Origin of the sequence: Pseudoalteromonas sp. SWN166 (assembly GCF_015864485.1) — a bacterium.
Classification (GTDB): domain Bacteria; phylum Pseudomonadota; class Gammaproteobacteria; order Enterobacterales; family Alteromonadaceae; genus Pseudoalteromonas.
Genome location: NZ_JADYXB010000019.1, coordinates 40,084 through 66,017 on the forward strand (window position 1 = coordinate 40,084; position 25,934 = coordinate 66,017).

The window sequence follows — 25,934 nt, forward strand, 5'->3', positions numbered from 1 at the left end:
AGTCTCTTTGTAAATAATAGAGTTATTTTAACATTTTATACTGGATAGTCAGTGATAAATTCAGTAGCTTGACTAGAATTATGAATAATAAGTATAAAAGAGAAGATTAAATGAGCAAAAGTAAGGTCATCAGCACAGACGATATATTAGCAACCCTTTGTCATTCGGTTACAGGTGTACTTACATCAGCCAGCGGTAACGGTATTAGTTACTCTGCCATGGTACAAAAAATAACGCGTACATGTATGCGACCAGATATCGGCTGCTTTGTTTTATTTGACGGCGGTTTTACCGGCCTTGTAATTACTAACTTTACCTCGCAAGCGGCGATGGAAATTTATGGCGATTACATGCGTAATATGGGTATGCCTGAGAATGAAATAGCGCATAGCCATTTATCAGACGACGTATCAAATGTACTAGGCGAGTTGATGAACCAAATTGTCGGCGACTTTACTTCTAAAGTGCGCGAGCAGTTACATACTTCTATTACGCAAAACCAGCCAAAAATGATGGCCATTAACAAGCAAGTGCAAATATCGGTAGATACCACGATGGATCGCCCGCAAGCCCGTCGCGTAACATTCACCACAAGTAAACAAAATATCTTTTACTTGGAATTAGCGATGGATAAAACAGAGTTTATTAAATTACACGACTTTGATATTGCAGAAGCGCTAGACCCAGATGACATAATTGAAAACGAAGCTAAAAAGAAAGCTGAAAAAGAAAGCGCAAAAGCTAAAGACGTTGTGCAAGACGATGCAGATGACGACTTTATGGCTGGCTTAGGGCTTTAAGCCTATTAACGTAGGTTGGTTTGAGTGAAACGAAACCCAACGTTTGCTCAGCTATCAACTCTTCGCTATCAGCTTTTAGTAGGTTGATACGACTCCATAAAAACGCGATTTGATATCGCGTTTTTTGTTTGATGAATAGTGCACTTTTACTTGCAACTTAACTATATGGATTCTCTCCCATCGCCACTACCACACAAAATATCCTTAAATCTAATTCCAATTGGTGATACTGCGGTTCCATATGGCAGCAAAGTTGGTAAAAGCCTTTGTTATGGTCTTTTTCTTTAAAATGGGCGAGTTCGTGCACTACTAATGCTTTTAGTAGTGGCTCGGGAGCGCGCAGCAAATCACTGTTAATCGCTAAATCGTGCTTACGGGTTTTACCTTGCATACGGTAAGTATGCGTACCAAGTGCGTTGGTGACCATGTCGCCTTGTTTTTTAAATGCAGCGCGACCAAACGGTGGGGCATTTTTTAAATATTGTTTTTTCAGCTCGGTGGCGTAGCTATAAAGTAGCTTATCGCTGGTAATGGTGTGGGCTTGCGGGTACTTTTTAAGTAAGTAGTCGCATACTTTGTTGTTGTTGATTAGGTTTAATATCTGCTCAACAATGTTTGCAGGGTAGCCGGTAAAGTAACGTGCGTATTCACTCATTTATATTCTCTAATTTTATTATTTAAAAAAGTGCCGGCTGGTGGGCTTCTTTTTCGCCAGTAAATGGGTTTAATGCTTTGTGATTATAACCTAAGTCTTTACAAAACTGCCTTGCTAATAACGGTGCTTCTCGGTTATCGGCGGTATGAAAAAACACATAGGGTGTTTTACCTTCATCAAGCCATTGCTTTACTTTGCTCAGCCACGGTTTATAAAAGGGTTTATAGTCGTTTTGCAAATCGGCTATTACAAAGCGCGCCATAGGCTGCGAGCCTGTAGCAATAGCGTGCACTGGTAAATGTGGCTTTTTTTGCTGTGCATCTATTAGTGCTTCGGTAGTAGGTTTTACCGCAAATAGTGCGCGCGTATCCATAGATATGCGATTTATATTGTTCGCTATTAATAGCTGATTAAGCGCTATTTCGGCTTCACCTTTTTTGAAAAATGCAGTATGACGTACCTCTACACCGTAATTAATCTCTTTTGGTAACAGGCTAATAAACTGTGCGAGTTTGGGTAAATCGTTTGGGCCAAAGGCTTTTGGCAATTGCAGCATGATTTGCCCCGTTTTTTCTAAAATAGGGGAGAACAAGGTAAGCCAATCAGTAAGCTCAGTTTGTATATTAGTAAGGTGTAGTTCGTGGCTAAAGCGACGATTAAACTTAAAAGTAAATTTAAAATCGTCGGGTACGCTATTTGCCCAGCGCAATACGGTGCTTGGCGATGGATCGGCGTAAAAGCTGGTATTGCCTTCAACAGAATTAAAATGCTGCGCGTATTGGCTAAGCATATCGGCGTTTTTACATTGGCTTGAAAATAAATTGCCTTTCCATGCGTTGCTCGACCACTGCGGGCATCCAATATATAACATACAAACTAGCGCCTTATTATAAAGTGGCGATAGTGTAGCAAATAACAAAACGAGCTGCTGTAAATTCAAGGGTAAAAGCCTTACACGCCCTAGCATCTTAATGTTAGTTGAGTATAATGCAGAGCTTAATTTGATTATTTTTAGATTGCTAACGGCTTTATTTGTATTGTGGTGACCTGTTTTTTAAATCACACGCCTTAAAACAAATAACTTTAACCGTTTAAGCCTTTTATCTGACAGGAAAACTATGCGCTCTATATATTGCGGACAGCTAAATAAAACTCACGTAGATCAAGAAGTAGAACTATGTGGCTGGATCAACAAACGACGTGACCTTGGTGGACTTATCTTTGTCGATTTACGCGATAGAGAAGGATTAGTACAAGTTGTATTCGATTCTGACATTGAAGAATTAATGAGTTCAGCTAATACACTTCGCCAAGAATTTTGTGTTCAGTTAAAAGGTGTTGTTCGCGCACGCCCAGACAGCCAAGTAAACAAAGACATGGCAACTGGAGAGATCGAAATTTTAGGTAAAGAGCTTAATATTATTAACCGCTCTGAGCCATTACCACTTGATTTTAACCAAGTAAACTCAGAAGAGCGTCGTTTAAAGTACCGTTACTTAGATTTACGTCGTTTAGAAATGAGTGATCGTATTAAATTACGTGCTAAAGCAAGCAGCTTTGTTCGTCGCTTTTTAGATGAAAACGGCTTTTTAGACATCGAAACACCTGTACTTACTAAAGCAACGCCAGAAGGCGCACGCGATTACTTAGTACCGAGCCGTGTTCATAAAGGTAGCTTTTACGCATTACCACAGTCGCCGCAGTTGTTTAAGCAATTGTTGATGATGTCGGGTTTTGACCGTTACTACCAAATTGTTAAATGTTTCCGTGATGAAGATTTACGTGCCGATCGCCAACCAGAATTTACCCAAATAGATATAGAAACCTCGTTCATGAGCTCTGATCAAGTACGTGGTATGACTGAAAAAATGATCCGCGAAATGTGGCAAACACTGCTAAACGTTGATTTAGGCGATTTCCCAATCATGCCTTACAGCGAGGCAATGAGCCTTTACGGTTCTGATAAGCCTGATTTACGTAACCCAATGAAATTAGTTGATATTGCTGATTTAGTGAAAGACGTAGAGTTTAATGTTTTTTCAGGCCCGGCTAACGACGAAAAAGGCCGTGTTGCTGTATTAACAGTACCAGGTGGCGCTAAGCTTTCTCGTAAACAACTTGACGATTACACTAAGTTTATTGGTATTTACGGCGCTAAAGGCATGGCGTGGATGAAAGTAAACGACCACACTGCAGGCGCTGAAGGCGTTCAATCACCAGTGGCTAAGTTTTTAAGCGAAGACGTAATCACTAAATTACTTGAGCGTACTAATGCACAGTCTGGCGATATTATTTTATTCGGTGCCGATAAGCGCAACACAGTAAATGAAGCTATGGGCGCACTGCGCGTTAAGATTGGTGTTGATTTAGAAATCACTAACCTTAATAGCTGGGCACCACTTTGGGTTGTAGATTTTCCAATGTTTGAAGAAGATGACGAAGGCACATTACATGCTGTGCATCATCCATTCACTGCACCAAAAGATATTACTGCAAGTGAGCTTGAAGCAAACCCAGCAGCAGCAATTTCAGATGCCTACGACATGGTATTAAACGGCTACGAAGTGGGTGGCGGTTCGGTACGTATTCATAATGCTGATATGCAAGAAACTGCATTTAGAATTTTAGGTATTAACGAGCAAGAGCAACAAGACAAGTTTGGCTTTTTACTTGATGCACTTAAATACGGCACACCACCACATGCAGGTTTAGCATTTGGTCTTGACCGTTTAGCAATGCTTTTATGTGGTACCGATAACATTCGTGACGTTATTGCTTTCCCTAAAACAACACAAGCGTCGTGTTTATTAACCAACGCGCCAAGCAAACCTAACCTTGATTCGTTAGCTGAGCTTGCAATTAGTGTTGTAGAAAAAGAAGTATCAAGCGAAGAGTAATTTTTGCTTAGCTTTTAAGCTAAATTTAAAAACCCTTAAGTTATATGCTTAAGGGTTTTTTTGTGGTTAAATTTAAAGTAGAGTGTATTTTAACCGAACAGATGAAAAGGAATTATTATGTCGATCAATGCAACCTTATTTGGTGAGTTTTTAGTTTTTATTATTGTGCTGTGTATTCCTATTTTTGCTGTAATTAGCTACAAAATAGGTAAGCGTAAAAGTACTATGCCGGGTGTTTTAGCGTTTGTGGGTGGCTGTTTGGCACTACTTCCACTGTTTGGTTTGATTTTTATTGCAGTACTTGCACTCAAAAAAGATTTACCTAAAAATAATGGCTACGCAGGTTAAATCTAATAGGTAAATTGTGTTGCTAAGTAACAATAACCAGTATTTTGATGAGCAATTTAATGCTTTGCAGTACGCAGAGCAGCTAACTGAAAACTCTGAGTTTGAAGAATGTATATTTATCGATTGCGACTTTTCAGGGGGGCAGTTTAAAAATTGCCGATTTATAGAATGTAGTTTTAAAAACTGTAATTTATCGTCACTTAAATGGAACTACAGTTCGCTTGAAAATGTAAGTTTTAGCCACTGTAAATTAAATAGTTTGCAATGGGCTGATGTAGATTGGCCAGCGCTTAGTATTAACGCACCGGTGAGTTTTAATTATTGTGAGCTCAGTAATAGCTTTTTTTTTGAATTATCTCTTAAAGCCCTCAAACTAACACACTGCTTTGCCAAAAATGTTGATTTTAGACACGCTGATTTAAGCAGTAGTGAATTTACAGGAACAGATTTTCGCGATAGTGAGTTTTTTCAAACTAACTTAACAAAATGTGATTTTGTAGGTGCTACAGCGTTTAATATAGATTTGAATAATAATATCTTAGCGAATGCTAAGTTTGATCGCTTCGAAGCACTTAATTTGCTTACCAGCCTTAATATAGAACTATGTGATTAATTTAGTTTAATATAATTACATATCTAGAAGCGACAGCTTGGCTGGGCTTCTAGATACTGCGTGACTGGGTAATTAACGGCTTGGGCCATTTTTATTACGTGCACTGGCAAGCTGTCTTGCGATTTCTAATAACGCAGGTGAAATATCTTCAGCGCCATCTTTAATTAGTTTTGTAACGTCACCTGATGAAAACAAACCGTCACGTGGTGATTTAATACCTAACTCACGTACAAAATCCTTCGTTTTACCAGTGCTGCCTGTTTCAATAAACTTAAAAATAATACGTTCATTGTTATTTTTAGCAGGTGCTTTTAGTGTTTCTATTTCGTCATGTATTGCAGTTAGCTTGTCTTCTAGGATTTCTATACGTTCTTGAATGCTATTGTATGATTTCATTTATTGGATCTTTTACTAAATATATTAAAACAATGGCGACTATTATCGCATAGTTTGACAATAGAGAATGCAAACCTATAAAGTAAAAGTTATTTTTAATTAAAAACAATAATTTATATAAGTTTAAATATGCAAAAAGCACTTAAAAAGCTTTTTATGTTAAGCGCACTCACCTTAACTACATCAATAATAAGCATTACAAGCTATGCAACCGACGACGTTATAACCGATAAAAGCCGCAATCGCACTATTCCTATCAATATTACATTACCAAGTAACAATGCTAAGTGTACAGAGCAAGCAAAGTGCCCCGTGGCGTTTATCAATGCGGGCTATGGTATTAGTCATAACAAGTATACGTTTGCCAGTAATGCGTTTAATCAACGCGGATATTTAACAATAGCTGTTGCACATGAACTAAAAACCGACCCTTACCTAAACCGTGAGCAACCTTACTTAACCACTCGCATGGAAAACTGGCACCGTGGCGTAGTAACGCTTAAGTTTTTAGTTAATGAGCTATCGAATAAATACCCAGCGTACGACTTTACAAAACTCGCCTTATTTGGGCATTCAAACGGCGGTGATATTTCGGCGTTATACGGCTCTATTTATCCAAACGAAGTTAGCACTATTATTACGCTCGATCATCGTCGTATGTTGATCCCTCGTAATAAAAACATTCGCGTACTTACATTACGCGGTAGTGATTACCCAGCTGATGCGAATGTATTATTAACGGCTGAGGAGCAGGGTGTTTATCCTGTTAAGCAAACACTAATAGAAAAATCTCGCCATAACGATATGTACGATGGCGGACCAAAATGGCTGGTGGATAGAATGAGTAAAGAGGTAGGGGAATTTTTAGATAACGAATAATTAGTTTTGTTTAAGCATAGCGCAGTGTTAGCTGCGCTATATTGCTTTTATGGTAGTTACTCTACCAGTTCACTTACAATAACAGGGTTGTTATGTAGTGTTTTATGCACTGGGCATTTGTCGGCTATTTCGAGTAAACGCTGGCGCTGCTCTTGTGTTAAATCACCGACTAGAGTGATTTTACGGGTAATGGCTTCAAGGTTACCGGTTTGCTCACAATCGTCGCAATCCTTGTTGTAATCGCGAGTGTGATCAAGCTCTACTTTAACATGCTCTAGCGCTAAATTTTTACGTGAAGCGTACATACGTAGTGTCATTGCTGTACAAGCACCAAGCCCCGCTAATAAGTGATGATACGGATCGGGGCCTAAGTTTTTACCGCCTACCTTTACTGGCTCATCTGCAAGCCAAGTATGATCTTTAGTGCTCACGTGCTGAGTAAATACATGGTCTTTTTCTTCAACAAGTACATTTCCACCTGTTAGGCTTGCGGCGTATTTAGTTTTGTCATACTTGACGTAGCGATTAGCCCACGTTGCAATAATTTCTGCAGCGTAGTCGGCATCGTTTTTATTAGTAAGTAAGTGATCGGCGTTATCTAGGCTAATAAAGCTTTTAGGGTGCTTAGCTGATGCGTAAATTTTTTCGGCTTCGCTAATATTTACCGTTGCATCAATAGGGGAGTGCATTACTAACAATGCGCGCTTAAGTTTACTAATGTGGCTTTTATCGTACTTGGCTATATCGTCTATAAACTGTTTTTTAATGGTAAATTCGCGGCCTGCTAGGCTTACCTTTGCTTCACCGGCTGCGTTAATTTCATCAAGGTGTGCTGCAAAGTTATGGGCTACGTGCTGCGCATCTGACGGCGCGCCAATGGTTGTAATAGCCGATACTTCAGGAATGTGCTCAGCAGCAGCAAGTACCGCAGCGCCGCCTAAACTGTGGCCAATAAGTAATTGCGGCGCTGCAAAATGCTCACGCAGATGATCAGCTGCTGAAACTAAGTCTTGAATGTTTGATGAAAAGTTACTGTTAGCAAAGTCGCCATCGCTATTACCTAAACCCGTAAAATCAAAACGCAGTACGGCTATGCCTTGTTGCGTAAGTGCACGGCTTATACGTGTGGCTGCTGCTATGTCTTTTCCGCATGTGAAGCAGTGTGCAAATAGCGCATAAAACTTTATGTCGCCGGCGGGGCGTTCTAGTTGGCCGGCAAGTTCTAAATCGCCGCTTTTAAAAGATACTTTTTGTCGCATGGGGAGCCTTATTTACACAAATAAAATACATTATAGTAGTAGACCAGATATAAGTACTAAACCTTGCAAATTCAACGTTTTTTTATAAGTTGATCTTGATCAAGCCTAGTGGTGGATACGTTACTTTGCGGACATATGTCCTTATTTTTTTGAGGCCATTTGTCTATCCTCGCACAGCGCTATAATGAAGGCTTTTCTACTTTATCTTGGCAATTTGCTACTATTAAAGCAGTCCACTTCACACAACCTATTCACTGGAACGTACAATGCAATTACCTACTGTTGATTATAAAGCTCCCGATGCGGCTGCACACTTTGTTGAATCGTTAAGAAATACTGGATTTGGCGTTTTAAAAAACCACCCAATTCCACAGTCTTTAGTTGAGTCTATTTACAAAAATTGGCAAGACTTTTTTAACTCAGAGCAAAAGCAGGACTTTTTATTCTCTAAAGAAACTCAAGACGGTTATTTTCCGCCTTCAGTATCTGAAGTAGCGAAAGGCTTTACAATAAAAGACATTAAAGAGTACTTTCATGTGTACCCTAAAGGCCGTGTTCCTGCAGAGCTCGAAGCTGATGTACGTGAATACTACCGTTTAGCGAGTGAATTTGCTGGTACTTTACTAAGCTGGGTTCAGGCTGAAGCGCCAGCTGATGTGCGTGCTAAGTTTTCGATTGATTTAAAAGACATGATTGCTGGTTCTGAGCAAACATTGTTACGTATCCTACATTACCCACCAATGACGGGTGATGAAGAGCCAGGTGCTATTCGCGCTGCTGCTCACGGTGATATTAATTTATTAACGGTATTACCAGCTTCTAATGAGCCTGGTTTACAAGTTCAAAAAACAGATGGCGGTTGGTTAGACGTGCCATGTGATTTTGGCAGCTTAATTATTAATATTGGCGACATGCTACAAGAAGCGTCGGGCGGGTATTTCCCATCGACAATTCATCGCGTGATTAACCCAACGGGTAAAGCATCTACTAAATCGCGTATATCACTACCGTTATTTTTACACCCGCATCCAGATGTTGTGCTTTCAGAGCGCTACACGGCAGATAGCTACTTGCAAGAACGTTTACGCGAGTTAGGTGTTAAGTAACTCTTATACTTAAAGTAATTAAGTATAAATAAAAAACGGCTTATGGCCGTTTTTTGCATTTTTAAGCAACTTGATCACCGGTTTAATTTTATTAAGCTATGCTCAATTGCCTGCAACGCAAATAATGGCATGCATTCTTAGCTACTACAGGTATAATGCGCGCAACTGGCTAATGTAGCCTAATTTAAAAGAGAGTTTATATGAGTTTTGAAGGTTTAGGTTTATCACAGTCTTTGGTTAATGCGGTTTTAGAAAAGGGCTATGAAACGCCAACGCCGATTCAGGCTCAAGCAATTCCTGCAATTATTGAACGCCGTGATGTTATGGCAGCAGCGCAAACGGGTACTGGTAAAACTGCGGGTTTTACATTACCACTTATTGAGCGTTTGTCGTCTGGCCCTAAAGCTAAAAGTAACCACGTACGTGCACTTATTTTAACGCCTACGCGTGAGCTTGCTTTGCAAGTAAGCGAAAACGTTGAAGAGTACGCTAAGCATTCGGATGTGAGCTCGTTTGTAGTTTACGGTGGCGTTAAAATTAACCCACAAATGCAGCGTCTTCGTAAAGGTGTTGATATTTTAGTAGCAACGCCGGGTCGTTTAATCGACTTACATAATCAAAATGCAGTTAAATTTGATAGCGTTGAAGTGCTTGTACTTGATGAAGCTGACCGCATGTTAGACATGGGCTTCATTCATGACATTAAACGCTTAATTGCTAAAATGCCTGCTAAACGTCAAAACTTAATGTTTTCGGCAACATTTTCTGATGAAATTCGTGCACTAGCAAAAGGGTTAATTAACGACCCTGTTGAAATTTCAGTTGCTGCAAAAAATACCACAGCTAAAAGTGTTACTCAGTGCGTTTACGCGGTAGATAAAACACGTAAAACAGCATTGCTAAGCCATTTAATTCGTACTAACGATTGGCAACAAGTATTAGTGTTTAGCCGTACGAAGCACGGTGCTAACCGCTTAGTTAAACAACTAGAGCGCGATGACATTGTAGGCGCGGCTATTCATGGTAATAAGTCACAAGGCGCACGTGTTAAAGCACTTGATGGCTTTAAAAGTGGTGAAGTACGCGTACTAGTAGCAACAGATATTGTTGCACGTGGTTTAGACATTGTTGAATTACCGCATGTTGTTAACTACGACTTACCAAACGTATACGAAGATTACGTTCATCGTATTGGCCGTACAGGCCGTGCTGGCGCATCGGGTCATGCTATTTCGTTTGTAACAACAGAAGACGCTGTTGATTTATACGGTATTGAACGCTTTATTGGTGAGCTTATCCCACGTGCTGAAGAAGATGGTTTTGAGCCTATAAACCCAGTAGCAGAGCGCGCATTAGATGCTCGCCCACTGCCGTCTAAAAAGCCTAAGAAAAAGCAGCCTTTTAATAAGCCTAAATCTGATAGCAGCAAGCCTAACAGCAAAAAGCCGAACAATGGTGGTAATGGCACCGGTCCACGCCGTGGTGGTTCTAAAAAGCCAGCAGCTAAAACAGATGATAACGCGCAAAACCCATGGGCAAAGCGTGAATCTGTTGGTGGTAATGGCCAACGCCGTCGTCGCACAAATAACGATTAATTCATTATTAATGATTGTGTTGGCGTTTAATTAAGCACCAACATAAAAAACGCGCTACCTTCTTAATCGAAGTAGCGCGTTTTTTATTATCTGTAATTTGTACTTACTGTATTGCCTACCTAATTAAATAGTTAACACCTAAACCTACAAATAAAGTCACACTTACGCTAAGTAGTGTGCCAAGCATAACGTACTCGGTGAGCTTTTTATCTTTACTAGCACTTAAATCGCCAAACCTAAATACCGACTTTGCAGCAAGTAAAAAACCAAGCCCTGCAAATTGATCAAGTAATATAAAGCTCAGCATAAGTACGCGCTCAAGCATGCCAATGCTTTGCCCTGCAAGCACTAAGCTACCAGTACTTGAAAAGTTACTTGTTAAACGCTCTAACATCATTCTTATAAATACGGCGCTGGGACTTAAAATAATTAAATAACCGCATACCACCCACAGTATTTTGGGATCAGTGAGCATATTATTAATTGCTGCCATAAAGCTACTGTTATCACTTAGCCAAATACTGAGCGCAATAATAACGAGTATGTGCGCTATTTGATCTAGTAAAAAAGGCACCACGCCTTTATTAGAATACGATTTAGCTATATCAATAAAATAATGGCTGAACATAATGCCTGCTGTGGCAATTAAAACACTGCTGAGTTGGTGCCACCCAAAGGTGTATTCCCACACGGTAATGATGACTGCACTTGTTACACCATGCACGAGTACATGAAAATAAAGCTTACTGGCTTTAAAGTGACGGGTGTTTCTGTCGTTTACCCAACTCATAGGTTGCCAGTAAAAGTCAGCAAGTAAGTGGCCAATAATAAGCGCGACCAGTAAAAGTGAAAATTCCATTATTCACCTCCTTTAATTATATTTTTTATAACGTGTTGTGTGTGCTCAATAAAGCGTTCTATAAGTTGGTAGTGCGCTAAATTTAGTAGTTTGGTTACATTTTCTCGGCTTGTTTTAAGCTCTTTAGCCAGTGCCGCATGGCTGTTGTCTGGCGAGGTTAAATAGACATACAGGGCATTTGCTTGTTTTTGTGTGATTTTAGTGAGCAATACGTCAGCAAAGGCTAAATTAAGGTTTAAGCTTTCATTGAGTTGCTGCTCGTTAATATTAAAAACAAAGCGTTGATTACCTATTTTATCAAGGCCTTGCCCTGAAAGGGTAAAAGCAGAACCGGTTGCTGTTTTTATATCGCTGCGTGGGTTATCTATTTGCCCAAGTGCCAAGCTTTGGCGTAGCTCATAACCTGACGATTTAAGGTGTAAATATATCAATATGGCATTTTTAAAAATATGCTCAGGATTATTAACCTGTAATTGAAAGGCGTCGCCTCGGTATATGTTCCAAAGTGTTTGCTCACCCGAAATGTTTCGCAAACTTTGCTCTAGTTGATAAAGCATGGCATCGTATTGCTGCTTAGGGATTGTTTGCGATTTAATAATATCGCCGCTGATCACACCAATCATAAAAATCTCAAAATGGTTACTTTTTAATATGTAACCAATATTGGTTACATAGCGGTATGTAACTAATTTAGGTTACTTAAATATAAATTGCAAGGTACACTTATTTTATAACGTTACTTTAATTGCTATTAATCCTCACTAGGACACTAAATGACTTTACAAAACGAGCAGCAGAGCACTAAACCACGGGTCGGTATTTTTGTTGATGTGCAAAACATTTATTACACGTGTCGCGAGAGTTACGGAAAAAACTTTGACTACAATGCTTTTTGGCGGGCAATGCAGGCGCAGTACGATATTGAATGTGCTTTTGCGTATGCTATTTATCGAGGGGATGAAAAGCAAAATCAGTTTCAAAATATTTTGCGTGCGATTGGTTTTGACGTAAAGCTAAAGCCCTTTATTCAACGTCGTGACGGAAGCGCTAAAGGTGATTGGGATGTAGGCATAACAATAGACATGTTAGAACAGGGTAAAAATCTCGATAAGGTTATTTTGCTCTCTGGTGATGGTGACTTTGCCTTATTACTTGGGCATTTAAAAAATCAATATAACGTACCGTGCGATGTTTACGGTGCAGAAAAATTAACCGCTGAAGCATTAAAACAAAGCGCAGAACAATTTCACTTAATTGACAATACCTTGCTCCTTTAACAGCAAAAAATAGCTAAAGAAGTGTAAGCTAAGTGCCTGCAACATGAGAGATTTTAATACAAAGCCGTAATAGATTAATAAAGCCTTATATAGGCTTTTTTATTGCTGTAATCAATTGGGTTTGCTAAATGATTATGGTAATTTTAAAGCATAACGAGTTACCAAGGACTTACATGCTTCATTACAGCAACATGCCACTAGACAGAGGCTCAAATTTTCGTAAAGACCCATCGTGGTTTAAAGCGCAAATGTCGGCGCAAAGTAAATGGGTTTTAGTTAATAATAATCAAACCTTATTTATTAAAGATACCCCTAAAGTAAGCTATTTAACGTATCAACAAGTGGCACATTTAGATTTATCGAGTGCTATTTTTGTTGGCTTAAACAATGCTAAACATGGTGTATTTGCATTGGATGTATCGGATCTGGATGAAAACATACTTACGCCTTTAATAGAGGGCGCGCAATTTTTTGATATTCGCCAATATGGGCCTCAAGTAACCATTAAATATGCCTCAATAGCCGCACTTGCAAGAGGCTTATGTTATTGGCATGCAACGCACCGTTTTTGTGGGCGCTGTGGTAGTAAAAACCGTTCAGTGGAAGCCGGGCACTCTAGAGTGTGTGAAAACGAAAACTGTAAGCATCCTACATTTCCGCGCACCGATCCTGCGGTAATTATGGTGGTTACTAAGGTATTTGCCGACGGAGTAGAGCGATGCTTGTTAGGTCGCCAAGCTGCGTGGCCTATCGGTATGTATTCGTCGCTTGCTGGGTTTGTTGACCCAGGTGAAACACTTGAGCAAGCGGTTGCGCGTGAAGTTAAAGAAGAGGCAGGCATAGAAGTTGATAACGTACGTTATGTTGCATCTCAGCCATGGCCGTTCCCATCGTCAATTATGCTAGGTTTTTTTGCAGAGGCGACATCGGAGCAAATTAACGTAGATAAAGAAGAGCTGGACGATGCAAAATGGTTTAGTCGTGAAGACTTAGCGCAATTTGGTAATTGGCACGAAAAAGGCGAGCATTTAAAGCTGCCTAGAACCGATTCTATCTCTCGTTATTTAATTGAACATTGGCGTACAAACCCTTAAGGATTAACAATGTCGAGTAAAACTAATAAAAACACTCAACTGGTGTCATCTGGGCGCAAAAAAGCGTATACACACGGCGTAGTAAACCCCGTTGTACAACGTGCCTCTACTATTGTATTTGATACCGTAGCCGATTTAAAAGAAGCGGCTAAAACCCGTGGCGATAAAACGTTATTTTATGGACGCCGTGGAACAACAACTCACTTTGCACTACAAGAAGCGATTACAGAACTTGAAGGCGGTGAAGGCTGTGCATTATATCCATGTGGCGCAGCAGCGATCAGCCAAGTGTTTTTATCGTTTTTAAAAACCGGTGATCATATTTTAATGGTTGATAACGTGTACGAGCCAACCCGCGACTTTTGCGATAAAATTTTAGCAGGGCTTGGAATTACTACAACGTACTACCCGCCAACCATTGGCGCAGGTATTAAAGATTACATTCAGCCAAATACTAAAGTGTTGTTTTTAGAATCTCCTGGTTCTATTACGATGGAAGTGCAAGATGTGCCCGCTATGGTAAAAGTAGCCAATGAGCACAACGTAATGACCATGCTTGATAATACCTACGGTAACGGCTTGCACTATCGTCCGTTAGAGCACGGTGTTGATATTAGTATTCAAGCGGCAACGAAATATATTGTTGGCCATTCAGACGTGATGATGGGGGTGGCTGTTGCTAATAAAAAGTACTGGCCAACCTTGCGCGAAAACTCATACTTGCTAGGGCAGTGTACCAGTGCTGATGATGCGTATTTAGCGCTTAGAGGCCTTCGTACAATGGGTGTACGTTTAAACCAACATGAAAAAGCAGCAATAGAAGTGGCTAAATGGCTTGAGCAACATGAGCTTGTTGACCATATTCGCCACCCTGCATTTGAAACATGCCCAGGGCATGAGTTTTTTAAACGCGACTTTGATGGCAGTAATGGCTTGTTTTCATTTGTAATGAAAACCGGTAATCAAACAGCGATTGATGCATTTTTAGATAGCCTTGAGCATATTAAAATGGGCTTTTCGTGGGGCGGTTTTGAAAGTTTAGTAACGGCTAATTTAACCATGAAAGGACTTCGCTCAAATACAGGTTGGGATTTAGGGCCGGTTATTCGCCTGCACATTGGCCTTGAAGATGTAGAAGATTTAATTAGCGATTTAAGCCAAGCACTTGAGGTTTATAAGCAGCATTTATAATTTATATCGCAATTTATGCTGTTACATTTAAATGTATTGTTACAAAGCTCACCATTGGTGAGCTTTTTTTTGCTGGTAATTCAAGGTGTTTACACTTAGTGTGGATAAATATACTGAAAATAAAAAGTCATTAAGGATAGTCAATGGCAACACCATTACCGATAAACGTAGGGCGATTAACGCAAATAGCGGGATTTGAGCTTGTACGTATGTTTTTAACTAAACGAGGACTTATTGCATTAGCTGCCTTTGCACTGGTGTGGCTAATAATACTGCGCTACCCAATAGGGCAAGCGGTAGGCATTGTAAGTGCGCCCGATTTTGAACAAATAGCCCGTGATATATCAGGCTCCATTGGTTTAAGTAAGTTACTTGATTGGCCTGAGGCCGAATTTGCAATGTACTGGTTAATAGCCCTGTATAGCTTTCCTGTTTTTGGTTTGTTTATTTGTAGCGACCAAACGGTAGGCGATAGAGAGCGTGGCACACTTCGGTTTTTATCACTGCGCTCCACTCGCTTTGAAATACTGTTTGGTCGTTTTTTAGGGCAATTAGCGGTATTAGCCTGCTTGGTGGGTATTACCCTTGTGGCTACGCTTGCTGTACTAGGGTTTAGAGATCCTAGTTTACTTGCTGGTGGTTTTGGCCGTGCGCTTTCTATATTTTTAATATTAGTGATTACTCTGTGCCCATTTGTAGCACTGATGACGCTAATAAATACCTTTGCTCGCTCATCGCGTTTATCTATTGTGTTGGCTATTTTATATTTTGCAGCAGGCAGTATTGTTGTGGGTATACTGCAGTGGCAAATACCTGCATTAGGCCTGCTTGATTATTTATTTCCGGGTGTGCAAATAGAGTTATTAGCGGGGCAAAATTTACCATTGTTAAGCGCGGTGGCTATTCCTCTTATTCAAACAACTATTTTATTGGCTATTGCGCAACGTATTTTTGCAAGGAGCTCACTATGAGACCATTAATTACAGCTAGCGGTTTGAGTAAATCGTATGGCGCAAAATTGGCGCTTAATAATGTGAACTTTGAAATTAATAAAGGCGCGCCAGTGGCGCTTGTTGGGCCAAATGGCGCGGGTAAAACAACCTTATTTAGTTTGTTATGCGGCTATATAGCGCCAAGTAAAGGCAGCCTTGAAATATTAGGGTATAAGCCTGGCAGCGCAGCTTTATTTAATAAAGTAAGTGCATTACCGCAAGACGCGCAACTTGATCCTCGTTTTAATATAGATAAGCAACTCGCCTTTTATGCAAAGCTACAAGGTATGGGCGCAAAGCAAAGCCAAACTGAGGCGCTACGTGTACTTGATTTAGTTGGCCTAAAAGAAATTGCAAAGCAGCGCGCAGGTGATTTATCGCACGGTATGCGCAAGCGCGTAACAATAGCGCAAGCACTTATCGGCTCACCACAAATTGTAATGCTTGATGAAGCAACCGCAGGTCTAGATCCGATTCATGCCAGAGAAGTACGCGAGCTGGTATCTGAATTAAGTGAGCAGGCTACGTTTATTTTAAGCTCTCACGATTTAACTGAGCTTGAGCGACTATGCTCACAGGTACTTCATTTAGATAAAGGCGTACTAAGCGAGCATCAAACAAAAACAAATAATACCGATAAGCACTTTTATACATTAATGCTAAGCGAAGCTTATCAAAATGTTGAGCAACAACTGCAAGCAATTGCAGGTGTGAGCCGCGTGTATATGAGCCAGCATAAAGAGTATGTTGTTGAGTATCAGCCAACAGGTGAGCCGCTCGATATTGCACTACTGAGCTTTTGTCATCAGCACAACTGGCAGTACAGGCAGTTAGTTAATGGACATACATTAGAGAATCAAATATTTAAACAGGAGAAAGTATAATGGGTTTACTAAGTGGATTAATGGGTAATGCCAGCGAAGTTGACGATTCTGATTTAGAGAAAATCCTCGCCAATACATTAATTGAGGGTGAGCAAGTAGAAAAAGCATATAAAGTAGTACGTGATATGTTTATTTTTACTAATAAGCGCTTAATCTTAATTGATAAGCAAGGTATGACCGGCTCTAAAATGGAAATGGTGAGCATTGCTTACTCTAAAATAACGAAGTTTAGTAAAGAAAGTGCAGGCCATTTTGACTTAGATGCCGAGCTAAAAATATGGGTTGGCTCAGATCCAACACCAATTAGTAAAGAGTTTAAATCTGGCGATAATATTAACGACGTTTATCGTATTATTAGCCAACACGCGCTTTAAGCTGCGGTACATATTTTAAGTAGTTGTTGACTAAGTGTTGCAACTACTTTAATTTTACAGTTTACAACACTTCCTTACAATTAACTTAATAAATACAAATGGTTAGTTAAGTTTTCATTCAGTTTCTAAGCGTTAGCATGTGCATCGACTTTAGCAATACAGCTAGAGCATAAAAAGCAATGTACATAGGGAAGTCTAACAATGAAAAAATTAGCAGTTATTATTTCGAGCATTTTATTATCTAGCACTGCGGCTGCTGCTGACAGCTATAACTCAATTAGCAACCTTAGCTACAAAAATAGCGATAACAACGACACTGTTGCTGTAGATTCTATTTACTACTTATCACCTAAAAAAACCTTAGGTCCGTACGATCAGTTTGAATACATCAATAAACAAACTAACGTATATGGTGGCTACGCTGATGACGACTTTGGCGATTTAACATCAGTTGGTGGTGAATACTTCATTAATGAATTTGTTGTTGGCGCATCTTACGAAAACCTAGACCCAGATTCAGGTTCTAACAGTGAACTTTATAAATTAACAGGTGGTTACTTTTTCAACCCAAATTTACTTGCAAAAGTAACACTAGTTGAAAACAAAGACGGCGATGATTACGCATTATTTGATTTAGCTTACAACCACATGCTTAACAGCACTGATTACGTAGGTGTTACACTTACATCAGACGATGACTTTGATTACCGCGCAGTTGCAGCTAAATACTTCATTGATTTACAGCAAGGTAACTACCTAACTTTTGAAGGTAAGTACGAAAGTATTGATGATGCAGAAAACCAATGGGTAGCAGAAACTAACTACTACTTCTCAAAGGCAACATCTGTATTTGCTAACTATAACAAACAAGACACTTACAGCTTTGGTGCTCAACACTTCATTAATAAAAATATTGGTGTAAAAGTGGGTTACGAAAACAACGCTGATGATTCTGATAACGATGCTTACTTTGCTAACATGCGTTTTCAGTTTTAATTAGGCCGTACTTAGTTAATACAAAAGTAATATTAAAAAGCCCGCTAAATTTAGCGGGCTTTGTTGTTTTTAAATGTTTGAGCTTTTTACTATAAACTTTTACCAGCCATAATTACGGCCTTTATTATGCTTATCTAAATAACTCCTTTAAGTTATAAATAGAGGCGCCATGAATGGCTAAATTGTTATTAAAGTCATTAAGTACAGTCGATGATAATAGCTATAAAATAGTAAGTATTGGAGTTGTTTTTTGCTAGTAGAAAGTGGTTATTGGAAAAAAACAGATAAAAATATGCACTGAAACAAACCTGCTTTTTATTATAAATTCAGAAACAATGAATTAAATAGAGTAATTTTTTAGAAAAATTATAAAAATATAGTGAGAGGAAATTATATTGATGAGGTTTATAGAATAGTTAAGTTGTGTTCAATTTAGCGGTAGTTTGTACCTTCTTTGTTGCTTTTTAAGTTTAAATGATGACATGATATTGTACTGTAGATTTGATGGATACTTTGCATTTACATTTTCGTATAAATTATTACAATTCTATTGATTTTAATCCGACCTTTGATTCAGTTATTATTCATTTTTTTGGCGTTAGGATGCGCCCCGACTTTGGCTAGACAGCCCAAGCATAAAAAGTAATATTTATAGGGAATTTAAAATGAAAAAATTAGCCGTTATCATTTCGAGCATTTTATTATCAAGCGCTGCAACCACTGCAATGGCAGCAGATAGCTACAAATCAATTAGCAATTTAGGTTATCAATACACTGACAGTACTAATGATGATCAATTTAAAATTGATTCTAAATATTATTTTTCTCCAAAGAAAACATTAGGTCCATACGATCAGTTTGAATACATCAATAAGCAGACTAATGTATATGGTTCTTACCAAGACAATGATGCGAGTGATGTAACATCAATTGGCGGCGAATATTTCGTAGATAGCTTCGTTGTTGGCGCATCTTACGAAAACAGTGACTTTGGTTCTAATAATGAATCTTACGCGTTTACAGCAGGTTACTTTTTCAACCCAGATTTACTTGCAAAAGTAAAATTTGTTGAAAATGATGACGACGAAAATTATGCATTATTCTCATTAGCATATAATTACATGCTTAACGGTACTGATTACGTTGGTGTAACTGTTTCATCTGACGAAGATTTTGATAGCCGTTCAGTAGCCGCTAAATACTTTGTTGACTTACAAGAAGGTAACTTCTTAACTGTTGAAGGTACATTCAATAGTATTTCAGAAGCTGATGACCAGTGGAATCTAGAAACAAATTACTATTTCAGTAAAGCTACATCAGTATTTGCTTCTTACAATAAAGAAGATGCTTACACTTTTGGTGCACAACACTTCTTTAACCAAAATCTTGGTTTAAAAGTAGGTTACGGTAACAATGCTGATGATTCTGATAACGATGCTTACTTTGCTAACATGCGTTACCAGTTTTAATTAGGCCCGTACCTAGTTAATACAAAAGTAATATTAAAAAGCCCGCTTAGTTGGCGGGCTTTGTTATTTTATACAAGTCCATTACTTTATTACCAGCCGCAGTTGCGGCCTTCGTTTTGCTTATCTAAATATGTTTGTAATGGTGCAAAGTAATCGAGCATGGCTGTTGCATCCATTTGCGGCTTACCTGTTACGGTTTCAAGCGATTCTTGCCATGGGCGAGACGAACCCATTTCAAGCATAGCGTTTAGCTTATCCCCTGCTTCTTTTGAGTTATAAATAGAGCAGCGATGAATGGCTTTATCGTTACCGGCAATTTCACATAAGCTGCGATGAAACTCAAACTGTAAAATATGTGCTAAAAAGTAACGTGTATAAGGCGTGTTACCCGGAACATGGTACTTAGCACCCGGATCAAAGTCACTTTCGCTACGCGCGATAGGCGCTTGAACACCTTGGTATTTTTCACGTAGTTCCCACCATGCTTTATTGTAATTTTCTGGTGCTACTTCACCTGAAAATACCTGCCAGCGCCACTGATCAACCATTAAGCTAAATGGTACAAAAGCGACTTTATCAAGTGCCATTTTCATTAATAGACCAATGTCTTTAGATTCGTCAGGTACTTGTTCAAGTAAGCCGATTTCTTTTAAGTAACCTGGCGTAACCGAAAGTGCAATAGTGTCGCCAATGGCTTCATGAAAACCATCGTTCGCACTTTCTTGATAAAATAAAGGCTGCTTGTTGTATGCACGTTGATAAAAGTTATGACCTAGCTCGTGGTGAATAACTGAAAACTCTTCGCCGGTACGTTGAATACACATTTTAATGCGTAAATCGTCTTTACTATCAATGTTCCATGCTGATGCATGACACTGCACATCTCTGTCTTTTGGTTTTACAAACAGTGAACGTTCGTAAAATGTTTCAGGTAGTGCGTCAAAACCCATAGAGGTAAAAAAGTTTTCAGCCCCTTTTACCATTTTAAGTTCGTCGTAATTATTTTGAGCTAATAATTCGGTAACATCGTAACCCGGATCGGCGTTTTCTGGTGCAACTACGTCGTAAATGTTACCCCATGCTTGCGCCCACATATTTCCTAGTAAGTGCGCAGGAATAGGTTGATCTTGCGGTACTTTGTCGTTGCCGTACTTTTCACCTAACTTTGCGCGAACATGGCAGTGTAGAGAATTGTATAAGGGTTTAACTTGGCCCCAAATACGGTCAAGCTCGGTGGTAAAATCGTCTGCAGGCATATCATATTTACTGCGCCACATAGCACCCGTGTCGGCATAACCAAGCTCTTTTGCACCTTCGTTAGTAAGTGCTACTTGTTGCTCGTAAAGTGGGCGCATTGGTTTTGATATTTGACGCCAACCTTGCCATAAATCAAGTAGCTCGTTGTAATCTCGGCTGGTGGCCATTTTTGAGGTCATGTCGCCAAGGCTTAAACAGCTGCCGTCTTCTTTACAGTATTTACCTTTACCGTATAGCCCGCCAAGCTCTGCGACAATTTTTGAAAGTTGCGCTGTTTTATCAGCGTCTTGTGGGGCAGGAAGTGTAAGTGCGAGTTTTAGTTTATCAAGCTTACGGCGAGCATCGTAATCAAGCTCTAGTTCGTCGTATTTTGCAGCTTCATTTGCTAAACGCACGACTGTTTCGGTCATTTTACGGTTAACTTCAGCCGATAGAGCCGACGTATCATGAGTAATAAAGTTTGCGTAAATCCATTCTGCACGGCTCGATTCTAAATAAAGTGCTCTTAGTTCTTTTTCTGTGTTTGTTATAAATGTTTTTGCACCTTTAGTTGTTACATCTTTTTTAGTGTGTGCTGAATCGGTAGTATCTATAGTTACTTGCGCATCGCAGGCTGTTAAAGCAAGGGTACTTGCTACCATTAAGGCGCTCATACTTAGTTTTAATCGAAAGGAGGTCATACTATTCCTTTAATTTATTGTTATTAAAACGTTGATAATAGCAGTGATGTTTAAAACAATAAAATGAATGCGTTAAGGCTCCCGACTCGTCGTGCAATGATTGTATTTAAATTAAGATGGGTCATAATTAAGTTACTATTTTCATTCAATGTGTAAGGAATGTGCGTATGTTAATATTTATAATATTACTGGTCGTGGTGGTGGTTATTTTTGCGGTTAAAGATATTCGCCTAAACTTGATTAGTCGTCCTACGTTTAAAATGTTTAAAAAGGTGCTTCCGCCATTATCGCAAACAGAGCGCGAGGCAATGGAAGCAGGTGATGTTTGGTGGGATGGTGAGTTATTTAGTGGTAACCCAGACTGGCAAAAACTGCACCGTTTTCCTAAACCAGAGCTTAGCGATAAAGAAAACGCATTTATGGCTAACCAAGTAGAAACCTTGCTGGCTATGCTTGATGATTATCAAATTGTACAAAAAGACAAAGACTTACCAAAAGAAGTGTGGGATTACCTAAAAACGGAAGGTTTTTTTGCGCTGATCATTCCAGAAAAATTTGGCGGGCGAGAGTTCTCCGCAATAGCTAATTCAACAATAGTGTCAAAAATTTCGACTAAAAGCTTAACTGCCGCAGTCACTGTAATGGTGCCTAATAGCTTAGGCCCGGGCGAGTTACTTCTTCATTATGGTACTAAAGAGCAGCAAGATCGTTGGCTGCCAAGTTTAGCAAATGGTACAGATGTTCCTTGTTTTGCATTAACGGGCCCAGAGGCGGGCTCTGATGCTGGCAGCATTCCAGATTCAGGCGTGGTGTGTATGGGGGATCACAATGGCGAGCAGGTGATGGGCCTGCGCTTAAATTGGTCAAAGCGCTACATTACGCTTGCACCTGTGGCTACTGTATTAGGTTTAGCATTTAAGATGTACGACCCTGATGCTTTATTAGGTGATAAAAAAGAGTTGGGTATAACGTGTGCGCTTATACCAACCGATCATCCGGGGGTTGAAACGGGTGAGCGTCATTATCCGCTTAATATGGCCTTTATGAATGGTACCACTTACGGTAAAGATGTATTTATTCCACTGGATTGGATTATTGGAGGGCAAGAGTGCGCAGGCCGTGGTTGGAGAATGCTTGTTGAGTGTTTAAGTGCTGGGCGTGGTATTTCACTACCAGCATTGAGTGCAGCAACTGGGCATTTAGCGTCTAAAATGACATCGGCATACGCCATGGTACGCCAGCAGTTTGGTGTATCAATTGGACAATTTGAAGGTGTGCAAGAGGCACTTGCGCGTATTGGTGGTTTAACTTACACACTTGAATCGTGTCGATTAATGACCGCAGGTGCAATTGATTTAAAATTAAGCCCGTCGGTTGTAACAGCGATTGCTAAATACCATATGACAGAAATGGGTCGTACAGTAATGAACGATGCTATGGACATTCATTCAGGTAAAGGAATTCAAGTAGGGCCTAATAACTATTTAGCGCATGGCTATATGGGTATTCCGGTATCAATTACGGTTGAAGGCGCAAATATTTTAACGCGTAATTTAATGATATTTGGCCAAGGTGCAACACGCTGTCATCCATTTGTTTTAAAAGAAATGGAAGCCGCTGCAATGGAAGATGACGACGCAGCACTTGAACAGTTTGATGGCTTATTAATGAACCACATACTATTTGCTGCAAGTAATGCAGGTATGGCATTTGTGCATGGTTTAACACGCAGTTGCTTTGCAAAAGCCCCTGTAGGTGGTGAAACCGCTGTTTATTATAAACAACTGAGCAGAATGAGCCGAGGGTTAGCTATTTGTACAGACGTTGCAATGTTAATGCTAGGCGGTGAACTTAAACGTAAAGAAATGATATCGGCACGTTTGGGTGATGTACTCAGTCATTTATATTTAGCATCAACCGTTTTAAAACGTTATGAGGACGAAGGGCGCCAACAAGCAGATTTACCATTTGTTAAGTACGCCATAGAAAACTCATTATTTGAAATTGGCCAAGCATTTAATGGCTTCTTTAAAAACTTTTCAAATCCTGTTGTTAACTTTACCCTTAAACGTATCGTGTTCCCGCTTGGAAACCATTACCACAGACCAAGTGATGAAATAGCACAAAGCATTTGTGAGCGCATGACTCAACCTGGTGTATTTAGAAACCGCTTAACACACTTATGTTATGTAGATGAAAATGCAGGCACTGGCGTAATGGAAAATGCATTTTTAGCAATGCACGACATGCAAGCGCAGTTTAAAGATTTAAAACAATGGCAGCGCAAAGGCAAAGTGCCTGCAACGCTCGATATTGAAGGCGCGATAAATTATGCGCTTGAAAATAAGTTGTTAGAGCAAACGGATGCTGATGCAATGCATCATGCTAACAAGCTACGTAAGAAAGCCATTGCAGTTGATAACTTTCAGCCGGGTGAGCTTTAGTTAGTTAATGTTAGCCACTGCTAACATTAAAAAGGCCTTACAAATGTAAGGCCTTTTTACGTTAAATTTATTTAACTTATCGAGCGTAAGGGTCTGCAATTATTTTATCTATGTACCATTTGCCTTTTTTACGAAGCATTTTAACACTACGAAAATCATCAATTTTATCGCCATTTAAATAACCGGTAAAAATAAGGTTTATTTTAGTCTTATCACCGTATTGCTCACGAACGCTCATATTAGTCATATCAACTTCAATGGTTACTTCATCGTACTGCATATTTACTAAATTGCGCGAAAATTGTTTGGCCGTCCCGTATGACTTCATTATGCGGGTAAGATTTGGTGTTGCCATAGTACTGGCTTTTTGAAGGTCTTGCTGGTTATAAAGTGCATCAAAGTAAGCGGTGGCTGTATCTCCTGGGTTATCGCCAAGTGTTTTTAGGTCATCTCCACAGCCTGCTAAAAACAGTAAAATGACAAAACTTAGTAAACTCGTAATTTTTTTCATGTTAATTATTATTAATTAATTTTTTAAAGTGTGTGGTTTATCAATGAAGATGTAAAGGTATGGTGGGTAATAAATAGATAATTGAAGAATAAATAATAAAAAAAGGATGCCTAAAGCATCCTTTTAAAACGTAATAAAATTAATTATTGCACTAGTTCTTGCTCACTAAACTCTTCATCAAACATTGGGCTTGATAAATAACGCTCAGTGGCACTAGGTAGGATAACAACAATGTTTTTATCAGCATTTTCAGGCTTTTCAGCAATTCGCTTAGCGGCAACAACCGCTGCACCTGATGAAATACCAACTAAAATCCCTTCTTTTTTCATTAACTGATGCGCCATTGCAATTGCATCTTCGTTAGATACAAGCTCAGCTGCATCAATTAAGTCCATATCTAGATTACCAGGAATGAAGCCTGCACCAATACCTTGGATTTTATGAGGACCTGGTTTGATTTCTTCACCAGCAAGCGTTTGGCTAATAACTGGAGAATTAGTTGGCTCTACAGCGATAGACTTAACGTTTAAACCTTTTTCTGTTTTAAGGTAACGACTAACACCTGTAATAGTACCACCAGTGCCAACACCCGCCACAAAAAAGTCTACTTTGCCGTCAAGCGCATCGTAAATTTCTGGGCCTGTTGTTTCAAAGTGAATTTTAGGGTTTGCAGGATTTTCAAATTGTTGTAATAAAATATACTTATCAGGTGCGGTTGCTTGAATTTCTTTTGCTTTTTCAATTGCACCATTCATACCTTTAGCACCGTCGGTAAGTACTAGGTTTGCACCTAGTGCTTTTAATAGCTTGCGACGTTCTAGGCTCATAGTGTTAGGCATAGTAAGCGTTAACTTGTAACCACGTGCAGCTGCAACAAATGCAAGTGCAATACCAGTGTTACCCGATGTTGGTTCAATAAGTTCTTTACCTTCGACAAGCTGACCTGATTTTTCAGCTTCCCAAATCATTGATGCACCAATACGGCATTTGATACTAAAGCTTGGATTACGAGATTCAACTTTAGCGTATACATTCCCACCCGTAACACGGTTAAGTTTTACTAGCGGTGTATTACCAATAGTTAGTGAGTTATCTTCAAAAATAGTAGACATAATGTTCCTTTGGATACAATCTGATCAACGTGCTAATAGCCTTTGCTACTAACTATACATACACTTTACTGTGAGTTTAAAAAAACTAAAGTAAAGTTTGGCTATAACATATATCTATTGGGCTTATAACCTGGTGAAATAAAAATCAAATATTTACGGTGCTTTAGTTATTAAAGGTGCGGGCTAAATTCAAAATTTAAAGAGTAAGAATTCAGCTAAATTAAAAAATATGCAAAAGAGAGGTTA

General features: G+C 39.3%; 25 protein-coding genes. 16 read left to right on the forward strand and 9 right to left on the reverse strand.

The genetic code is table 11. The features are described from left to right. The first annotated feature begins 110 nt into the window (after positions 1-110). Positions 111-800 (forward strand): DUF3334 family protein, encoded by a 690-nt coding sequence (locus I6F49_RS12520; RefSeq protein WP_165729298.1) that lies wholly within the window; start codon positions 111-113, stop codon positions 798-800. A 157-nt stretch (positions 801-957) separates the two neighbouring features. Here the strand turns inward: I6F49_RS12520 and I6F49_RS12525 are convergent, their stop codons facing one another. Next, positions 958-1,455, reverse strand: a complete 498-nt coding sequence (locus I6F49_RS12525; RefSeq protein WP_197180798.1) for a M48 metallopeptidase family protein — start codon at positions 1,453-1,455, stop codon at positions 958-960. Positions 1,456-1,477: 22 nt separating this feature from the next. Then, on the reverse strand, positions 1,478-2,326 hold the full coding sequence (locus tag I6F49_RS12530) for a DUF72 domain-containing protein (RefSeq protein WP_197180800.1): 849 nt from the start codon (positions 2,324-2,326) through the stop codon (positions 1,478-1,480). A gap of 247 nt (positions 2,327-2,573) precedes the next feature. On the opposite strand from I6F49_RS12530, the gene aspS reads away from it, so the two are divergent. The 3 genes from aspS (at position 2,574) to I6F49_RS12545 (ending at position 5,313) form a co-directional block, all read left to right on the forward strand. Then, positions 2,574-4,352, forward strand: coding sequence for an aspartate--tRNA ligase (gene aspS / locus I6F49_RS12535; protein WP_024609898.1), 1,779 nt, complete (start codon positions 2,574-2,576; stop codon positions 4,350-4,352). Between the two features lie 117 nt (positions 4,353-4,469). Then, the gene (locus tag I6F49_RS12540; RefSeq protein ID WP_197180802.1) at positions 4,470-4,700 is read left to right on the forward strand and encodes a hypothetical protein; all 231 of its coding nucleotides are present in this window, start codon (positions 4,470-4,472) and stop codon (positions 4,698-4,700) included. Positions 4,701-4,716: 16 nt separating this feature from the next. Next, positions 4,717-5,313 (forward strand): pentapeptide repeat-containing protein, encoded by a 597-nt coding sequence (locus tag I6F49_RS12545; RefSeq protein WP_197180804.1) that lies wholly within the window; start codon positions 4,717-4,719, stop codon positions 5,311-5,313. 72 nt (positions 5,314-5,385) lie between these two features. Here the strand turns inward: I6F49_RS12545 and I6F49_RS12550 are convergent, their stop codons facing one another. Continuing rightward, complete coding sequence (locus I6F49_RS12550; RefSeq protein ID WP_010555318.1) at positions 5,386-5,709, reverse strand: hypothetical protein; 324 nt, start codon at positions 5,707-5,709, stop codon at positions 5,386-5,388. A 129-nt stretch (positions 5,710-5,838) separates the two neighbouring features. On the opposite strand from I6F49_RS12550, the gene I6F49_RS12555 reads away from it, so the two are divergent. After that, positions 5,839-6,588, forward strand: coding sequence for an alpha/beta hydrolase (locus tag I6F49_RS12555; protein WP_197180806.1), 750 nt, complete (start codon positions 5,839-5,841; stop codon positions 6,586-6,588). Positions 6,589-6,644: 56 nt separating this feature from the next. Here the strand turns inward: I6F49_RS12555 and I6F49_RS12560 are convergent, their stop codons facing one another. After that, the gene (locus I6F49_RS12560) at positions 6,645-7,847 is read right to left on the reverse strand and encodes a bifunctional alpha/beta hydrolase/OsmC family protein (protein WP_197180808.1); all 1,203 of its coding nucleotides are present in this window, start codon (positions 7,845-7,847) and stop codon (positions 6,645-6,647) included. Positions 7,848-8,113: 266 nt separating this feature from the next. Here I6F49_RS12560 and I6F49_RS12565 point away from each other — a divergent pair, with 266 nt between their 5' ends. Further along, complete coding sequence (locus I6F49_RS12565; protein ID WP_024594124.1) at positions 8,114-8,953, forward strand: isopenicillin N synthase family dioxygenase; 840 nt, start codon at positions 8,114-8,116, stop codon at positions 8,951-8,953. A gap of 200 nt (positions 8,954-9,153) precedes the next feature. Beyond that, positions 9,154-10,548, forward strand: a complete 1,395-nt coding sequence (locus tag I6F49_RS12570) for a DEAD/DEAH box helicase (protein WP_121954342.1) — start codon at positions 9,154-9,156, stop codon at positions 10,546-10,548. A gap of 115 nt (positions 10,549-10,663) precedes the next feature. Here I6F49_RS12570 and I6F49_RS12575 read toward each other — a convergent pair whose 3' ends face one another. Together I6F49_RS12575 and I6F49_RS12580 are read right to left on the reverse strand one after the other, a co-directional pair. Continuing rightward, positions 10,664-11,407 (reverse strand): DUF3307 domain-containing protein, encoded by a 744-nt coding sequence (locus I6F49_RS12575; RefSeq protein ID WP_197180810.1) that lies wholly within the window; start codon positions 11,405-11,407, stop codon positions 10,664-10,666. Further along, entirely contained in the window at positions 11,407-12,030 is a 624-nt protein-coding gene (locus tag I6F49_RS12580) for a hypothetical protein (RefSeq protein WP_197180812.1), read from the reverse strand. The genes I6F49_RS12575 and I6F49_RS12580 overlap by 1 nt, the downstream gene beginning before the upstream one ends. A 150-nt stretch (positions 12,031-12,180) precedes the next feature. Between I6F49_RS12580 and I6F49_RS12585 the strand changes: the two genes are divergently transcribed. The 8 genes from I6F49_RS12585 to I6F49_RS12620 all read left to right on the forward strand — a co-directional run bounded on the left by I6F49_RS12585 (position 12,181) and on the right by I6F49_RS12620 (position 19,684). Further along, positions 12,181-12,684 carry a LabA-like NYN domain-containing protein gene (locus I6F49_RS12585; RefSeq protein WP_197180813.1) on the forward strand — a complete coding sequence of 168 codons (504 nt, stop codon included), beginning with the start codon at positions 12,181-12,183 and terminating at the stop codon, positions 12,682-12,684. Between the two features lie 173 nt (positions 12,685-12,857). Further along, positions 12,858-13,778, forward strand: a complete 921-nt coding sequence (gene nudC, locus I6F49_RS12590; RefSeq protein ID WP_197180828.1) for an NAD(+) diphosphatase — start codon at positions 12,858-12,860, stop codon at positions 13,776-13,778. A 9-nt stretch (positions 13,779-13,787) separates the two neighbouring features. Then, on the forward strand, positions 13,788-14,969 hold the full coding sequence (locus I6F49_RS12595; RefSeq protein WP_197180815.1) for a cystathionine beta-lyase: 1,182 nt from the start codon (positions 13,788-13,790) through the stop codon (positions 14,967-14,969). A 143-nt stretch (positions 14,970-15,112) separates the two neighbouring features. Continuing rightward, a complete protein-coding gene (locus I6F49_RS12600; RefSeq protein WP_197142584.1) occupies positions 15,113-15,940 on the forward strand; it encodes an ABC transporter permease in 828 nt (275 codons plus the stop codon). Beyond that, the gene (locus I6F49_RS12605) at positions 15,937-16,845 is read left to right on the forward strand and encodes an ABC transporter ATP-binding protein (RefSeq protein WP_197180816.1); all 909 of its coding nucleotides are present in this window, start codon (positions 15,937-15,939) and stop codon (positions 16,843-16,845) included. Before I6F49_RS12600 ends, I6F49_RS12605 begins: the two co-directional genes overlap by 4 nt. Continuing rightward, entirely contained in the window at positions 16,845-17,219 is a 375-nt protein-coding gene (locus I6F49_RS12610) for a PH domain-containing protein (RefSeq protein ID WP_008172599.1), read from the forward strand. The genes I6F49_RS12605 and I6F49_RS12610 overlap by 1 nt, the downstream gene beginning before the upstream one ends. 201 nt (positions 17,220-17,420) lie before the next feature. Continuing rightward, complete coding sequence (locus I6F49_RS12615) at positions 17,421-18,215, forward strand: putative porin (RefSeq protein ID WP_197180817.1); 795 nt, start codon at positions 17,421-17,423, stop codon at positions 18,213-18,215. 665 nt (positions 18,216-18,880) lie between these two features. Next, positions 18,881-19,684: a putative porin gene (locus I6F49_RS12620; protein WP_197180819.1), complete on the forward strand. Its 804-nt coding sequence runs from the start codon at positions 18,881-18,883 to the stop codon at positions 19,682-19,684. Between the two features lie 89 nt (positions 19,685-19,773). Here the strand turns inward: I6F49_RS12620 and I6F49_RS12625 are convergent, their stop codons facing one another. Further along, positions 19,774-21,621 carry a M2 family metallopeptidase gene (locus I6F49_RS12625; RefSeq protein WP_197180821.1) on the reverse strand — a complete coding sequence of 616 codons (1,848 nt, stop codon included), beginning with the start codon at positions 21,619-21,621 and terminating at the stop codon, positions 19,774-19,776. A gap of 167 nt (positions 21,622-21,788) precedes the next feature. Here I6F49_RS12625 and I6F49_RS12630 point away from each other — a divergent pair, with 167 nt between their 5' ends. Next, the gene (locus I6F49_RS12630) at positions 21,789-24,065 is read left to right on the forward strand and encodes an acyl-CoA dehydrogenase (protein WP_197180823.1); all 2,277 of its coding nucleotides are present in this window, start codon (positions 21,789-21,791) and stop codon (positions 24,063-24,065) included. A gap of 76 nt (positions 24,066-24,141) precedes the next feature. Here I6F49_RS12630 and I6F49_RS12635 read toward each other — a convergent pair whose 3' ends face one another. After that, the gene (locus I6F49_RS12635; RefSeq protein ID WP_149594784.1) at positions 24,142-24,576 is read right to left on the reverse strand and encodes a hypothetical protein; all 435 of its coding nucleotides are present in this window, start codon (positions 24,574-24,576) and stop codon (positions 24,142-24,144) included. 143 nt (positions 24,577-24,719) lie between these two features. Then, positions 24,720-25,688, reverse strand: a complete 969-nt coding sequence (cysK, locus tag I6F49_RS12640) for a cysteine synthase A (protein ID WP_024599813.1) — start codon at positions 25,686-25,688, stop codon at positions 24,720-24,722. Positions 25,689-25,934: the final 246 nt, after the last annotated feature.